We start from the raw sequence: 15,536 nt of genomic DNA, 5'->3' as shown, positions 1-15,536 counted from the left end.
ACTTCCGGCCGTGCCGAGAATAGACGGGCCGGGGCCGGATAACGGCGTCCCCGGACAAGAGGGGGACCCCTTCGCGGGGTTGGTGCAGAACGAGCAGCCGGCGAAGAAGTCGCGTCCGGGGCGCAAAGCGCTGCTGGCGTGGCTGGCGGCGATGGCGCTAGTGACGGTGGCGGTGACGCTGAACCACCAGAAGTCGGAGCAGCCGGTGGCCAAGTCCTCGGCGCTGCCGTCGGTGGGTGCGGCGACGGCGGCGCCCAGCAGCGCGCCGCCGAGCCTGGCGCCGGAGACCGCGACGGTGGACCGGCCGTGGGCGGGTTCGCCCGCCGAGGCGTGGCCGGCCGGCCCGGAGGGGCTGAAGTTGCCGGAGGCCACCGCGGTCGGGGTGTTCGACCAGGACCGGGTGGCCAAGGACCTCGAGCTGGCCAAGGCCTACCTGGTGGCGACCAACCTGGATCCGAAGGTGGTGGCGGGCGGGTACCCGCAGGGCGCGCTCGACCTGGCGAACCGGGAGACCGGCGACCGGATGACGTCGGAGCTGGCCCACCCGAGCGAGGAGCGCGACCCGGCGAACTGGGTGAGCCGCTTCGACCCGGACTGGGCGGTGCCGGTGACCGACCAGGTGAAGGTGCAGGGCCTGATCACCTTCGAGGGCGACGGCGAGCAGGGCCTGCTGGTGCACGCCGACGTCACCTTCGTCTACGCACTCAAGCCGGGCCCGAAGGTCGGCCAGGCCTCGCCGTCGGCGCAGCCCTCGGGCCGCGGCACCGGGGCGCAGCCGTCCGGCAGTGCCGGTGCGAAGGCGGTGGGCTTCGTCCGGGCCGAGCCGGGTGGGGTCGAGGTGGAGCGGGAGATCGTCCGCCGCAAGATCGACTTCCGGTTCGCCGACCCGGCGCGCTTCCAGGTGAAGAAGGACAAGGTGTCGCTGGTCAGTTGGACCAGCGAGCGCGCCAACACGCTGTGCACCTTCGGCGGCGGCTACCTGCGGCCCGCCTTCCGGGCCGACCGGGGCGTCGCGAGCGCCTCGCCCGGGGCCGGGCCGACCAGTGACCCGTACGACTGGAGCAAGCCGCTGAACAGCGACGGCAAGTGCGGTACCGCCAGCCGCAGTTGACCGTGACTCAGGTCCGCCGCCGGGCCGCCTTGCGGGCGTCGCGCTCCGCACGGGCGGCCCGGCGGCGCTGCCAGGTGGCGGTCTGCTGGTCGTGGACGGCCCGCCGCAGGCCCTCGCCGGGGGCCTCGACCAGGCTGCGCAGGAAGTAGACGGCGAGCGAGCCGGTGAAGCCGACCAGCCAGACGCCGGCCAGTGATCTGTCCTCGGCCATCCAGCCGGTGAGCGATTCGCGGCCCTCGGTGAGGATCTTCCAGGTGCGCAGGCCCGCCAGCGCGGTGCAGACGCCGATGGCGAGCGTCAGCAGCACCGTGAGCGGGGCGGCGCCGGAGATCCGGACGCCGGAGACGCCCAGACGCAGCAGCAGCGCCCCGGCGGCGGTGGCCGCCAGGGCGCCGAGCGGCACCAGGACGCGGCGCAGCCAGTAGGCGGCGCCGCGGTCGACCCAGGTGGTGCCGAAGAAGCGGATCGGTTCGGGGGCCGGCGCGTCCTCAGTGGTGGTCCTCACGGGCCCGATTATCGCCACGCCGAGCGAGCCGCCCCGGGGCGGCGCGCCTCAGCCGAGCTTGCTGACGTCCCGGACGGCGCCCTTGTCGGCGGAGGTGGCCATCGCCGCGTACGCCTTGAGGGCGGCCGAGACCTGGCGGTCGCGGGACTTCGGGCGGTAGCCGCCCGCGGCCTCCAGCTTGAGCCGGCGCTCGTGCAGTTCCTCGAAGGAGACGTCGAGGTTGATGGTGCGGGCCGGGATGTCGATGGTGATCGGGTCGCCGTCCTCGACCAGGGCGATGGCACCGCCGGACGCCGCCTCCGGGGAGATGTGGCCGATGGACAGGCCGGAGGTGCCGCCGGAGAACCGGCCGTCGGTGATCAGCGCGCAGGCCTTGCCGAGGCCGCGGCCCTTCAGGAAGGACGTCGGGTAGAGCATCTCCTGCATGCCCGGGCCGCCCTTGGGGCCCTCGTAGCGGATGACCACCACGTCGCCCTCGGTGACCTGCTTGGCGAGGATCTTCTCGACGGCCTCGTCCTGGGACTCGCAGACCACGGCCTTGCCCTGGAAGCGCCAGATCGACTCGTCCACGCCGGCGGTCTTCACCACGCAGCCGTCCTCGGCGATGTTGCCGTACAGCACGGCCAGGCCGCCCTCGACCGAATAGGCGTGCTCGACGCTGCGGATGCAGCCGCCGGCTGCGTCGGTGTCCAGGGTGTCCCAGCGCTCGGACTGGCTGAACGCCTCGGCGGAGCGGACGCAGCCCGGGGCGGCGTGCCACAGTTCGACGGCCTGCTCGGAGGGCGAGCCGCCGCGCACGTCCCAGGTCTTCAGCCACTCGGCGATCGAGTCGGAGTGCACGGTGTGCACCTCCTCGTTGAGCAGCCCGCCGCGGTACAGCTCGCCGAGGATGGCGGGGATGCCGCCGGCCCGGTGCACGTCCTCCATGTAGTACTTGCCGTTCGGGGCGACCTTGGACAGGCACGGCACCTTGCGCGAGATGGCGTCGATGGCCCGCATGTCGAAGTCGACCTCGGCCTCCTGGGCGGCGGCCAGCAGGTGCAGGATCGTGTTGGTGGAGCCGCCCATCGCGATGTCCAGCGCCATGGCGTTCTCGAACGCGGCGCGGGTGGCGATGTTGCGCGGCAGGACGGAGGCGTCGTCGCCGCCGTAGTAGCGGTTGGTGATGTCCACGACGGTGCGGCCGGCCTGCTCGTACAGCGCGCGGCGGGCGGTGTGGGTGGCCAGCACCGAGCCGTTGCCCGGGAGCGACAGGCCGATCGCCTCGGTCAGGCAGTTCATCGAGTTGGCGGTGAACATGCCGGAGCAGGAGCCGCAGGTCGGGCAGGCGTTCTCCTCGATGATCGAGATGTCCGCGTCGGAGACGTTCTCGTTCACCGCCTGGGAGATCGCGTCCACCAGGTCCAGCTTGCGGACGGTGCCGTCCACCAGGGTGGCCTGGCCGGCCTCCATCGGGCCGCCGGAGACGAACACGGTGGGGATGTTGAGGCGCAGCGCGGCCATCAGCATGCCGGGGGTGATCTTGTCGCAGTTGGAGATGCAGATCAGCGCGTCCGCGCAGTGCGCGTTGACCATGTACTCGACCGAGTCGGCGATCAGGTCGCGGGACGGCAGCGAGTAGAGCATGCCGTTGTGGCCCATGGCGATGCCGTCGTCCACCGCGATGGTGTTGAACTCGCGCGGGATGCCGCCCGCCTGCTTGATCGCCTCGGAGACGATCCGGCCGACCGGCTGCAGGTGGGTGTGGCCGGGGACGAACTCGGTGAAGGAGTTGGCAACCGCGATGATCGGCTTGCCGAAGTCCTCGCGGGCTACGCCCGCGGCGCGCAGAAGGGCGCGCGCGCCCGCCATGTTGCGACCTTGGGTGACCGTGTTGGACCTCAGCTGGGGCATCGGAGCCGCTCCTTCGGGACATTTCGGGGGTCCGTCGAGCCTACGCCCGCGCCGACCGGATCCGGACCAGGTGTCCGCGATGCGGTCAGCGCGGGCGGCTGCCGGTGCTAGGGCCTGTCCGGCCGGACAGGCCCTAGGTTCTGTCCGCGCGATCACGAGCGGAGCCAGATGGCCAATGCGGCGACCGTGACCGTGCCGAGGAACACGTAGACGCGTTTGTCGTATCTGGTCGCGACGGCGCGGAAGTTCTTCAGCTTGTTGATCGCGCGCTCGACGACATTGCGCTTCTTGTACCGCTCCTTGTCGAATCCGGGCGGCCGGCCGCCGGCGCTTCCCCGCTTGCGGCGGTTGGCCGCCTGGTCGGCCTTCTCCGGGATGACGTGCGGGATCGCCCGTCGCCGCAGGTAGCGGCGGGTGCGCCGGTTGCTGTACGCCTTGTCGGCGCTGACGCTGCCGGGCGTGGTGCGGGGGCGGCCGACCGTGAGGCGTGGAACCCGGATCTTGTCCATGACGGGCTCGAACTGGGTGCAGTCGGCGCGCTGCCCCGGCGTGATGATCAGGGACAGCACCCGGCAGCATCCTTCCGCGCTCAGGTGGATCTTGGTGGTGTGGCCGCCCCGGGACCGTCCGAGGGCCTCGCCGACCGCACCACCCCCGCCAGGCAGTTGAACAGTTCCGTCCACACCTGAGCGTTCCCGACCGTGCGCGCGGCGCCCCCTTTGAGGACCGGCGGTGCGTGGCGGGCTCCGGCGGCGTGGTGGTGCGCGCGGATCGAGGTGGAGTCGACGGAGATGTCCCAGTCGATCCCGCCGACGGCATCCGCCTCCGCCTGGACCCGCTGAAGCAGGCGCTCCCACGTCCCGTCCGCCGACCAGCGGCGATGCCGCTCATGGACCGTCTTCCACGAACCGTAGCGCTCAGGAAGGTCCCGCCACGGAACACCCGTCCGGGCCCGGTACAGGATGCCGTCGATGACCTGCCGATGGTCCCGCCACCTGCCACAACGCCCGTTACTCACCGGCAGCAGCGGCCGAAGCCGCTCCCACTGGCCGTCAGTCAGATCACCCCTACTCCCCATAGTCGTATCAACGACTCAACTGATCGACAGGACACGGCCTAAGGCTTCGGGGCGACGAACAGCTCCAGCCGGTACGGCTCGACCAGCTGCCCGTCCGGGAACTCGGCGAGCAGCGCCTCCCGTTCGGCGGCCAGGATCGGGGCCCGCAGCTCCGGGTCCAGCACCGCGACGTACGAGCGGGAGGTCAGGTCGGTGATCAGCTGGTCGACCGTCACCTGCCGTTCCCAGCGCACCGTGGCCTCGCGGACCTCCAGGCCGGCCTCGGTCAACTTCTCGTGCCCGGCGATCACCCCGCCGTAGTAGTGGTAGCCGGGCAGGGTGGCCGCCATCCGCTCCTGGTGGGCGGCCAGCCAGGGCGTCTCGTAGTCCTTGATGTTCCACCACACCGCCAGCGCCCCGCCCGGGCGCAGCACCCGCAGCGCCTCCGGGACAGACCGCTCGGGATCGGTCCAGTGGAACGCCTGCGCGTAGGTGACGAGGTCCACCGAGGCGTCGTGGAACGGCAGTTCGTCGCCGCCGGCCTTCACCACCGGCAGTCCGGGACTGACCTCGCGGAGCACCGCGGCCATGCCGTCGCTGGGCTCCACCGCGACCACCCGGGCGCCGCGGTCGGCCAGCAGCCGGGTGGCGATGCCCGTGCCGGCGCCGACGTCCAGGACGTCCGCGCCCTTCAGTGGGCGGCCGGACAGCCGCTCCAGCTCGTCGAACAGCTCGTCCGGGTAGGACGGCCGGGCCGCGTTGTACTCGGCGGCGACCGCGCCGAAGGAGTTCGCGTGGGCCTGCTGGTCACTCATCGATTCGTCTCCCGTCATCCCCAGGTGCGCGAGCACAGCACCAGGCCGTACCCGTCCGGATCCAGCACCGTCACCCCGAACTCGTCCCAGTACGGGTTGTGCGCGGGCACCCGGCGGCCGCCCGCCGCGACCAGGCGCTCGACCAGCGCCTCGTCGACGGGCTCGCCCAGGTACAGCACGAACAGGTCCTCGACCGTCGGGGACGGCGCGACCGGGCGCTCCGGGTCGAGGGCCAGCTCGAAGTGCCAGGTGCCGCCCGGGAATCCGACCATCAGCAGGTCGTGCTGCCCGGACACCCGCACGGTGCTGCGCCACAGCACGGACAGGCCGAGGCCCTCGACGTAGAAGCGTTCGGCGGCCGCCAGGTCCAGGGACGGGCGGGCCAGCCGGACGTGGGTGCCGGGGCCGATCACGCCGGGACCGCCGTTCGGTGTTCGATCATGCTGGCGACTCTAGGCGCGGGCCCGCCGGGCTGTCCGGTGGTCCGTGAACTGACGATCCGTCACATCATGGGCCGGACCGCCGCCAGGTGCAGCCGGGTGAAGGCCAGCGCCTCCGCCAGGTCGGCCTCCCGGTCGGCCGGGGAGCCGGACTTGCGGGTGTTGACCTCCAGCACCACGTGCCCGTCGAAGCCGGTCCGGGCCAGCCGCTCCAGCAGCTCCGCGCACGGCTGCTTGCCGCGCCCCGGGATCAGGTGCTCGTCCTTGCCGGACCCGGACCCGTCCGCCAGGTGCACGTGCGCCAGCCGGTCCCCCATCCGGGCGGCCAGTTCCAGCGCGTCCACCCGCGAGGTCGCCGCGTGGGACAGGTCGACGGTGAAGTGCCGGTACTCCTCGTCGGTGACGTCCCAGCCGGGCGCGTACGCCAGCATCTCGCGGTCCCGGTAGCGCCACGGGTACATGTTCTCCACCGCGAACCGGACCGGCGTCTCCCCCGCCATCCGGTCGATGCCCGCCACGAACTCCTTGGCGTACTGCCGCTGCCAGCGGAACGGCGGGTGCACCACCACGGTGTCCGCGCCCAGCCGCTCGGCCGCCTTCCGGGCCCGCACCAGCTTGGTCCACGGGTCGGTGCTCCAGACCCGCTGGGTGATCAGCAGGCACGGGGCGTGCACCGCGAGGATCGGCACCTCGTAGGTGTCGGAGAGCCGCCGCAGCGCCTCCACGTCCTGGCTCACCGGGTCGTTCCAGACCATCACCTCGACGCCGTCGTAGCCCAGCCGGGAGGCCAGCTCGAACGCCGTCTCGGTGGTCGACGGGTACACCGAGGCCGTGGACAGCGCCACCTTGGTGTCCGGCACGTGCAGCGCCGGGTGCGGCGGCAGCACCAGGCGGTCCGTGGTGCGCAGCAGGGGCGGCCGCCGCTCCAGCTTCCGCCGCGCCGCGCGGGCGGCCCGCGCCGCCTTCAACGGCAGGGGGCCGCGCCTCGGCTTTCGCTGATCCGCTGAATCCGCCACGCGAACCAGGTTAAGCGCAACGCACGGCGGGGCCGCCATGGGCGGCCCCGCCGTGCTGTCTCAGTCGCTCTGTCTCAGGCGCTCTTCTTGACCACCTGGAACGCCTTGGGCAGGTAGCCCGGCGAGGGAACGCCGTCGGTGTGGGGGGCGCCCACGACCAGCAGGTCGTAGCGGACGGTGGACGCGCCCCCGAGCTCGACCCGGAGCCGCAGTTCGGTGCCGTCCGCGCTCACCCACAGCGGCCGCATGGACAGGTTCGGGTCCACCCGGGTGTTCTCAGGAACCAGCGTCAGCCTGCTGTTGAGGCTCAGCCCGGTGCCGTGGACGGTCACCTCGGCGTAGCCGCCCTCGACGGCCACCGCCGGGGTCAGCGACTGCGGAATGCCCGAGTACGCGGTGCCGGTGCCCGGCTTGGCCCCCTGCAGGGTGTAGGCGAGCGGCGTGTGGGCCTGGCCCGGGCTGAACAGCAGTACGGCGTGCCCGGTGGTGGTGCCGTTGTACGTGCACTGGTTGAAGCCCGTCGGGACTTCGCCCAGCTGCTTCACGCACTTGTAGGCGGTGTCCTCGTCGGCCCAGTTCTCCCGGCCGGCCATGCTCAGCAGCGACCAGTTGCGGTAGTCGTCGGTGGCGGTGGCGATGTCCACGCTCTGCCCGGGCTTCATGTCCAGCACCGCGCAGTACAGCGGGGCGTCGTCGCTCAGCACCCCGCTGCGCTGGTCGAAGCCGTCGGCGGAGACCGGGTGGGCGGCGCACTCGGGTGCCCACCCGGCGGCGGTGGCCAGCCGCCAGACGTCCAGCGCACCCGGAAGCGGCCCCGTGTCCACCGAGTCGCGGGTGGCCACCAGCGTGACGTAGCTGGTCGAGCCGGTGACCCGGCAGCTGGTCTCCCAGGCGTTGCAGCGGGTCCGGCCGTCGGCGTCCAGCACGGTCAGCTGGGCGGACCGACCACCGGAGGTGCGGGAGTTCATCTGCAGCAGGTCCGCCGCAGCGGCGCCGACCGTGGTGCAGTGCGCGTCGGTGGAGCTGTCGACGGCGATACCGGCGGACGGCCCACCGACCTGGCCGGTCGCCGCGGGCAGGTCGCAGGGCGCGGACACGGTGGCGTCGCGGCGGACGGCGGTGAAGTCGCTCACGCTGCTGTCGTAGGTCAGCACGGCCGTGTAGGGCCGGCCGGCGGGAGCACGGCAGACGTCGGCGACCCCGGTGTTGATCCGGCAGACCTCCGTACCGGACGAATCGACCACGTGCAGCACGGACTTGAACCGGTTCCCCGTGACGCGGTAGCCGATCAGTTCGGCGGCCGGGTGGTCGGCCGGGACGGCGAAGCAGCTCTCCAGGGCCCCGTTGGCGGGCTTCCCGGTCAGGCCGGTGCGGGCGCCGCTGCCGGTGCCGTACTCGGCGGCGGCCCACGGCGTGCAGCCGGCGGTCTCACCGACCCGCTGCACCAGAAGACGGTAGTTGAACGGGCCCTGGGCCTCCGCCGTCAGCCGGAACGGCGCGGTGCCGGTCAGCCGGCACACCTGGTAGGTGTCGTACACGGTGAAGCCGTGGCACTGTTCGGTGCCGGCGGCGTCCAGCACGCGGTAGCGCGCCGTCTCGCCCTTGTCCGTCCCGTTCAGCACGTAGACGGACTGGCCGGACGCGGTCGGCAGGGTGCGGCAGATGTCCTGCCCGGCCGAGGGGAAGGTCTCGACGGGCGCGCCGGAATCCATCTGGTCGTCGCGGCCGGCGGTGCAGCCGCGGGTCTCGGTGTCGGCGCGGAAGACCATCGCGAACGGCGACGGCTGGTAGATGGGCGGCGGGATCGTGTACAGGTAGTCGCCGGCGGTGAGGTCACAGGTCCCGGACGGGCAGATCGGGCTGAGGTCGGACCGGTAGAGGGTGCCGCCGATGTTGCCGGTGTCGTGGGTCCCGCGGAACGAGTAACGGCCGTCGGTGGGCACCCGCAGGATCCGGCAGCGGGTGATGTCCGTCAGGTCGAGGGCCGCCCCGTACGTCTGCGGCTCGACCGTCAGGCAGCCCTCCGGCCGCGACATCCGCGACATGGCCATCAGGTAGGCCGGGGTGCCGGGGTCGGCGGGGTTGTAGTCGTGCCCGTACTGGACGACCAGCCGGTAGGGGGCGGTGCCGGTCAGCTTGCAGTCCGTCCCGGACACCGGCGGGGTGCCGGGGACACAGACCTGCTGGCCGGTGGCGTCGAACAGGAGCTGCTCCAGGTTGGTGCCGAGCTGCCGCACCACGTCACCGGCGGCGAAGTCGGTCACCCAGCAGTCACCCGCCATGCCCTGCGGCACGGTGCCCCGGTAGAGGGTGGGGTTGCCCAGCGACGTGTCGGTGCCCCGCATGGTCACGCACTTGTCGGTGGAGAACACCGGCAGGTACGACAGCGCGATCGGCAGGGTCCCCGAACCGTAGTTGATCAGCTGCAGCGTGTACGTGCCGGCCTTGTTGGTGACGCACCGGACCGGGCCCCTGACGTAGTCGTCGGGCGCGATGTTGCACTGCACCTGCTGGCCGTCCGGGTCGAACAGCCGCGGCGCCATGCCGTACAGCGTGCTGACCACCTGGATCATCACCATGTCCCGGCCCGCCGACACGTCGAGCTTGAACAGCGTCCGCTGGCCCGACTCGGCGCCGCAGCGCACCACCGTGTGGGGCTGCAGAACGAACGGGCACGGGCCGTCCGTGGGCATGGGGTTGGGCGTCCCGCTGGGATACGAGACCGGCCGCGGCGGCCGGCTCGGCAAGGGGGAGCCCCCCAGCTGGTTCTGGGCGGCGGACGGAGCCGCGCCGCCGCTGACGGAGTTGGCGGAGTTGCCGGAGCTGCCGAGGCTGTTCGCACTCGGCGATGCACCGGGCGTCGGCGTCGGCGCCGAGGTACCGGACACCGGAGCGCCCGCCTGCGCGGCGACCGGAACGGCCCCGGCCGCGGTCGGCTGCGGGTCGTTGCCCGGCAGCAGTGCGGCCAGCGACAGCAGCATGGCGACCAGTGGCAGGCCACCGATCGCGGCGAACCGGCGCCTCCCTCTTCGGCGGTCGGCAAAAGACGGCACGGACATCGCAATCCCCCCGGTGAGCGCTCCCCTGAAAACCACCCGGATCCTAGCCGCTCGCACACGAATTCCCTAGGGAAAAAGGCGAGTTGCGGCCGCCCGCCGGGTCACGCTTCGATTGCGACCCGACTGTCCTGGCCGTCCATGGTGTCGAGGCGGCGCAGGATGATGCCCTCGCGCAGCGCCCACGGGCAGATGTCCAGCTCGTCCAGGCCGAACAGGTCCATCGCGGCGTCGGCGACCAGCGCGCCGGCCAGCAGCTGGCGGGCGCGGCCGAGCGAGACGCCGGGGATGCGGGCGCGTTCGGCGGGGGTCATGGCGGCGAGGCGGGGCAGCCAGGCGGAGAGGCCGGCCCGGGTGAGCTTGCGGGGGACGCGGACGCCGGCGCCCTCGGGGGCGGCGCCGGTCATCCGGGCGAGCTGCTTGAAGGTCTTGGAGGTGGCCACCGAGTGGTCGGGCGCGCCGAGGCGGGCGATCTCGCCGACCGCGCCGGCGATCTCGGCGCGGATGTGCCGCCGCAGTTCGCGGATGTCGCCGGGGTCGGCGACGTCGCCGGGGAGCCGGGAGGTGAGGCGTCCGGCGCCGAGCGGCAGGGAGGTGGCGACGTCGGGCTGTTCGTCGAGGCCGCAGGCGATCTCCAGGGAGCCGCCGCCGATGTCGAGGTTGAGCAGCCGGCCGGAGGACCAGCCGAACCAGCGGCGGACGGCGAGGAAGGTCAGCCGGGCCTCGTCCTGGCCGGACAGCACGGTGAGCGCGACGCCGGTCTCGTCCTCGACCCGGCGCAGCACCTCCTCGCCGTTGCTGGCCTCCCGGACGGCGGAGGTGGCGAACGGCAGCAGGTCGACGACGCCCTTGTCCTCGGCGACCCGCAGCGAGGAGGCGACCATCGAGACCAGCCGTTCGATGCCGATCGGGCTGATTGCACCGTCCGCGTCCAGCAGCTCGGCGAGGCGCAGGTCGGCCTTGTGGGAGTAGGCGGGCAGCGGGGCCGCACCGGGGTGGGCGTCCACCACGAGGAAGTGGACGGTGTTGGAGCCTACGTCGAGCACACCGAGTCGCATGACCGTCCAACTTAGCCCAGACCGGTGACCTCCCGGGGTACCGGTGGGGTCACAGCAGTCCGTCCCAGAGCTGTTCGACGATGACCGCCCACCAGTTCTCGGGGTTCCGCAGCGCGGTCCGGTCGAGTGCGGCCAGCGCCCACTGGAACTCGGCGACGGCCGGGCCGGCCTGCTCGGGCGGCAGGTCGCGCAGGCGCGGGTAGCGCTCGGCGAGCAGCGCGAGGCAGCGGGTGAAGGCGGTCAGGTCGGCGTTGGTGTAGCGGGCCTCGCAGGTGTCGGGGTCGACGGCGCGGATCCGGCCCTGCGCGGTGTCGACGGTGAACAGTGCCCAGCCGTCGGTGCCGAGCAGCCGCTGGCCGATCAGCGCGGCGCGGGCCGCGGCGGTGGCGCGGCGGCCGCGGCCGAGCGCGCCGAGGTGTTCGGTGAGGTCGGGTAGGACGGGTCCGGCCTGCCCGGCGATGCCGTCGCTCTCGGGGAGGTGGAGGGTGAAGAACCCGGCCACCACCCGCGGCAGGCCGGTGCGCTGCAGGGCGCGGGCGGCGGCCTCGGGCAGGTCGGCGGCGAGCACCGCGGTCTGCTCGAAGCGGTGTGCGCCGTCCTCGCCGAACAGCGCGGCCAGCCGCTGCCCGAGGCCGTTCTCGTCCTCGGGCTGGGCGGGCGGCACGGCGAGCGGGAACGGCACCCGGTTCCAGTGCCGGCCGGTGCGGGCGGCCAGCGCCCGGACGGCGGCCGCCCGGTGGTCGTGGCGCGGGCCGTACGGCTGCTCGAACTCGATCCGGACGCCGGGCAGCCGGGCCGCGATGACGTGCTCCCAGTAGCCGCCGGGGAGCATCGACAGCCGCAGGTCGGTGCGGAGCGCGATCAGGTCGTCGAGGGCGACGCCCTGCGCGGACAGCTGCTGCCAGGCGCGCAGCGCGGGGTGCGGGTGGCCGTGCGCGGAGTGCACGGTGAGCGACTGGGTGACGCCCTTGCCGTCCCGGTAGCTGAGCGCGGCCCGGGTGCCGGGGCCGGTGACGGGCGGCAGCGCCGGGTGGTGGCTGCCGGCGCCGAGGCGGTCGCGGTAGAGCCGCTCCACCTCGGGCACCGGGACGGACGGGAAGACGGTGAGTTCGCCGCTGACCCGGTCGACCACGGCGCAGGCCGCGCCGATCTCCTCCGGGGCGCGGCGCACCCCGGTGAGCGGGTCGGTGAGGATCGGCGCGGGCTCCGGCCAGAGCACCCAGCCGAGGTCGAACTCGTGGCACCTGACAGGCCGCGAAGCCTCCTGCGGGAGGTCGCCGTTGACCCAGCGGTGGGCGGTGGCGAGGGCCTGTTCACGGCTGATCATCGGTTGGTGCTCCCGGCGGTGCGGTGGATGGTGAGACGGGAGCGCGGCGGCGCTGCCGCGGGCGGGACGTCCGCGGCCTGTTCCTCTGCGGGGGCGCCGGCCATGGCGGGCACCGGCTCGGCCACCGCGTCGTCGCGGTCCCCGGTGGGGACGGCGACGGTGACGGGCAGCGGAGCGGACAGGTCGATCGGCCGGTCGGCGGCGTCCACCGCGATCGCCCACAGGCCGTGGTCGGCCGGGTAGAGCGGGGTCGGCGCGGCGTAGCCGGTCTGGTGGTCGAGGTAGCTGAGCACGCCCTTGTGGTTGACGGCGTTCCAGGTGTGCGAGCGGCCGAAGCCGTCGACGGTGAGCAGCACCGCGCGGGTGCCGGTGCCGTGCGCGAGCAGCGCCTGGCCGAGCTTGCCGTGCGCCTCGGCGCCGTCGCCCAGGTCGAGGAAGCGGGTGCCGAGTTCGAGCTCGGCGCGGTCGCGGCCGCCGCGCTCGCCGGCCGGGCCGTCGGGCAGTCGAGGCGCGGCGCAGGTGGGTGCGGTGCCGAGCGTGTCGACGGCCGAAAGTGCCACGTCCACGCAGTTGTTGGCGCGTCCGCTCTCGGTCGGGCCGCCGCCGTTGAGGACCTCGATCCACTCCCCGACCATCGGGTCCGGGAACGGCGCGGGGGTGCGCCGCACCACCTCGGCCTGGTGCGCGGGATCGACCGGTCCGAGCCCGCCGGGCAGCCCGTACGGGCGGCTGTCGGCGAGGGTGCGCACCACCTGCTCGGCGGAGCCGGGCCGCACCACGCCGCCCTGCCCGCCGCCGGAGAGCACCAGCCAGGCCGCGGACGCCTGGTGCAGCGGCGCGCCGGACTCGTCGGCGGGGCTGTGCCGCCGGACGTCCGGCAGCGGGTCGTGCCGGACGGGACCACCGGGGGCCTGCTGACCGATGCCGCCGCCGCCCGTGGGCGGGACCGGGCCGGTCACCGGACGGGCCGCCACCGGGCGGCCGTCCGCCGCGTGCTGGCCGACACCGACCACCGCGGCCGCACCGCCGCCCTGCCCACCCGCGCCGGGGGCGCCGGGGGTACCGGCCGCAGCGCCGGGAGCACCCGGGGTGCCGGCTGCCGCACCGGCCGCAGCACCGGGGGCGCCGGCGGCACCGGCCGCCGCGCCCGGGGCACCGGGGGTACCGGCCGCGCCAGGAGTGCCGCCGGAGGCACCGCCGACCGGGCCCGCACCGGCCACCGGGCCGGCGCCGACCGAACCGCCGACCGAACCGCCGACCGGCACGCCGCCGCCGGCCGGGGCGGAACCGCCGCCGACCGGGCCGAGCTGGATGGACGAGCCGCCACCCGAACCGCCCGAACCGCCGAACACCGAACCGGGGTCGCCGCGGTGCACACCACCGCCACCGCCACCGCTACCGCCGGACGACCAGATGTCACTGCTGTCCACCGACGGCGGGAGGTGCGGCGCGGGCGGCGTCAGCACCGAGTCGACGTGCACCGACACCGGCCCGTGCGACGAGGAGGGCGAGGGCGAGTCGCTCGGGGACCAGCCGCCACCGCCGCCGTACGAACCGCCACCGCCACCGCCGTACGAACCGCCACCGCCGCCGCCACCGGACGAGCCGCTGTGCGAATTGCCGTACACCGGAGCCGAGTTGTTCTGGTAGCCGCCGGAGTTGCCGCCACCGCGGTGCCCACCGCCGCCCGCCGGAGCGGACTGCGGCTGGCCGCCGCCCTGGTCCTGGCCGCCCTGCTGGTCGAAGATCGCGCCGTCGAGCTTGCCCGGGAGCCCGTTCAGCGGGGAGTTGCCACCGGACATGTTGCTGCCGGGTCCGTTGCCGCGGCCGTTGCCCTGGCCCTGGCCGTTGCCGTTGCCGTTGCCGTTGCCCTGGCCGTCGTGGCCGTCGTGGCCGTTGTGGCCGCCCTGGCCGTTGTGGCCGCGCGTGCCGTCCCCGTACGGGCTGTTGTTCTGACCGTCGCCGATCGGCAGCGGCTGCCCGTCCTTGCCGAGCACGTCGAGCGGGCGGCCGTCGGCGCCGAACTGCACGATCTGCCCGTTCGGGCCGACCGCCTGCATGTCCGCGTTGACGGTGACGGCCTGGCCGTTGCTGCCGATCAGCAGGTGGCCCTTCTGGTCGGCGACCAGGCCGGAGACCGGGGTGCCGTTGGCGGCCATCATCACCGGGTGGCCGTCGTCGTCGAGCTTGGGGTGGCCGTCCAGGCCGAGGGCCAGCACGATGCCGGTGCCGACCAGCGCGCCGGTCAGGCCGACCAGCACCGGCTTGCCGTCCTTGCCGAGCAGCGGCTTGCCGTCCTCGCCCATCGCCACGCCGCCGACCGGGGTGCCGTCCGGGCCGACCAGCTGCTGGGTGCCGTCGGTGCCCTGGGTGACCTTCAGGCCCTCGACGCCCTTGACTCGCTGGCCGTCGTCACCGACCAGGATCGGGTTGCCGTGCCGGTCGGTCTTGACGGTGCCGTCGGCCTTCAGCTCGGCGTGCACGCCGGCCACGCCGGCGACCTCCACCGAGCGGGCCACGCCGGACTTCGCCAGGACGCCGGTGACCTGCCCGGACCGGGCGGCCATCGAGCTCTCGCGCTTCTCGCCGTGCAGGCCGCGGCCGTCGGCCTGGGCGATCCGCTCCAGGGCTATCAGTGGGGGCTCCTTGGCGAGCGACTTCGCCGCCTCCGCCATGTCCCGCTCGAGCTGCTCCAGCAGCTGTCCGATCTTCAGCTTGGCGTGCTCGACGGCGGCCAGTTCCTCGGCCTCGGCGACGCCCTCCTTCACCAGGCCGGCCGCGCCGGACACCAGCCCGGAGATCAGGCCGCCGGAGACGATGTCCTTGCCGGCCTGGGCGATCTGCGCCTTGGCCTTCGCCTCGGCCGCGTCCGCCGCCCGGATCTTCTCGGTCAGCTCCTGCAGCACCGCGATGATCTCGGCCTTGCTGTGGTCGACCACGCCGGCCGCCTTGTCCAGCGCGCCGGCCACCAGGCCCGCCGCCGCCGAGGCGTCGTCCAGCTGGCCGCGGCCGCCGCCGCTGAACTGCTGCCAGTGCGTGGTGAACGCGTCCACCGCGGGGCCCTCGTTCTCCCCGGACACCCGCTGCGCGGCCGTGTTGCCGCGCCGCACCAGGGCGTCCGCCTCCGAACCGAACTCCCGCCACAGGCCGGCCGCCCGGCGCAGCCCGTCCTCGTCCGCCTGTGGCCACGCGTGGCCGGTCCGTGCCAGCGCGGGGGCGAGTTCCTCCGGCAGGTTCCTGGACACGTGCTCCCCCTTC

11 protein-coding genes are annotated in these 15,536 nt (G+C 73.7%); 1 reads left to right on the top strand and 10 read right to left on the bottom strand.

Features of this window, described 5'->3' with window-relative positions; all coding sequences use genetic code 11:
- The first annotated feature begins 82 nt into the window (after positions 1-82).
- Positions 83-1,111, top strand: coding sequence for a hypothetical protein (locus tag ACFYST_RS09085; RefSeq protein ID WP_387861024.1), 1,029 nt, complete (start codon positions 83-85; stop codon positions 1,109-1,111).
- Positions 1,112-1,118: 7 nt separating this feature from the next.
- On the opposite strand, the gene ACFYST_RS09080 is transcribed toward ACFYST_RS09085, so the two are convergent.
- The 10 genes from ACFYST_RS09080 to ACFYST_RS09035 form a co-directional block, all read right to left on the bottom strand.
- Positions 1,119-1,616: a hypothetical protein gene (locus ACFYST_RS09080; protein WP_387861022.1), complete on the bottom strand. Its 498-nt coding sequence runs from the start codon at positions 1,614-1,616 to the stop codon at positions 1,119-1,121.
- A 48-nt stretch (positions 1,617-1,664) separates the two neighbouring features.
- Positions 1,665-3,509, bottom strand: a complete 1,845-nt coding sequence (ilvD, locus tag ACFYST_RS09075; RefSeq protein WP_387644135.1) for a dihydroxy-acid dehydratase — start codon at positions 3,507-3,509, stop codon at positions 1,665-1,667.
- 152 nt (positions 3,510-3,661) lie between these two features.
- Positions 3,662-4,587 (bottom strand): IS5 family transposase gene (locus ACFYST_RS09070; protein ID WP_387861020.1). Its coding sequence is split into 2 segments (ribosomal slippage): positions 3,662-4,147 and positions 4,150-4,587, totalling 924 coding nucleotides; the frame shifts between segments, so codons are not numbered across the junction.
- A 38-nt stretch (positions 4,588-4,625) separates the two neighbouring features.
- The gene (locus ACFYST_RS09065; protein ID WP_387861018.1) at positions 4,626-5,381 is read right to left on the bottom strand and encodes a class I SAM-dependent methyltransferase; all 756 of its coding nucleotides are present in this window, start codon (positions 5,379-5,381) and stop codon (positions 4,626-4,628) included.
- 14 nt (positions 5,382-5,395) lie between these two features.
- Entirely contained in the window at positions 5,396-5,794 is a 399-nt protein-coding gene (locus ACFYST_RS09060; protein WP_387861017.1) for a VOC family protein, read from the bottom strand.
- Between the two features lie 89 nt (positions 5,795-5,883).
- On the bottom strand, positions 5,884-6,687 hold the full coding sequence (locus ACFYST_RS09055) for a sugar phosphate isomerase/epimerase family protein (protein ID WP_387644970.1): 804 nt from the start codon (positions 6,685-6,687) through the stop codon (positions 5,884-5,886).
- Between the two features lie 224 nt (positions 6,688-6,911).
- Positions 6,912-9,896: a hypothetical protein gene (locus ACFYST_RS09050; protein ID WP_387861015.1), complete on the bottom strand. Its 2,985-nt coding sequence runs from the start codon at positions 9,894-9,896 to the stop codon at positions 6,912-6,914.
- A gap of 101 nt (positions 9,897-9,997) precedes the next feature.
- Entirely contained in the window at positions 9,998-10,951 is a 954-nt protein-coding gene (locus tag ACFYST_RS09045; protein ID WP_387644124.1) for a Ppx/GppA family phosphatase, read from the bottom strand.
- A 49-nt stretch (positions 10,952-11,000) separates the two neighbouring features.
- Positions 11,001-12,278 (bottom strand): SUKH-4 family immunity protein, encoded by a 1,278-nt coding sequence (locus tag ACFYST_RS09040; RefSeq protein WP_387861013.1) that lies wholly within the window; start codon positions 12,276-12,278, stop codon positions 11,001-11,003.
- A complete protein-coding gene (locus ACFYST_RS09035) occupies positions 12,275-15,523 on the bottom strand; it encodes a toxin glutamine deamidase domain-containing protein (protein WP_387861011.1) in 3,249 nt (1,082 codons plus the stop codon). The genes ACFYST_RS09040 and ACFYST_RS09035 overlap by 4 nt, the downstream gene beginning before the upstream one ends.
- Between the last annotated feature and the right edge of the window lie 13 nt (positions 15,524-15,536).

The organism is Kitasatospora sp. NPDC004614 (assembly GCF_042873675.1).
GTDB lineage: Bacteria > Actinomycetota > Actinomycetes > Streptomycetales > Streptomycetaceae > Kitasatospora.
Note: the sequence above shows the minus strand (reverse complement) of the source record. Positions and strands in the feature narration are given on the sequence as shown.

Bases quoted from the DNA above. Each gene is read 5' to 3' on its own strand.
- ilvD (WP_387644135.1), bottom strand. From the start codon at position 3,509: ATGCCCCAGCTGAGGTCCAACACGGTCACCCAAGGTCGCAACATGGCG.
- ACFYST_RS09065 (WP_387861018.1), bottom strand. From the start codon at position 5,381: ATGAGTGACCAGCAGGCCCACGCGAACTCCTTCGGCGCGGTCGCCGCC.
- ACFYST_RS09050 (WP_387861015.1), bottom strand. From the start codon at position 9,896: ATGTCCGTGCCGTCTTTTGCCGACCGCCGAAGAGGGAGGCGCCGGTTC.
- ACFYST_RS09045 (WP_387644124.1), bottom strand. From the start codon at position 10,951: ATGCGACTCGGTGTGCTCGACGTAGGCTCCAACACCGTCCACTTCCTC.
- ACFYST_RS09040 (WP_387861013.1), bottom strand. From the start codon at position 12,278: ATGATCAGCCGTGAACAGGCCCTCGCCACCGCCCACCGCTGGGTCAAC.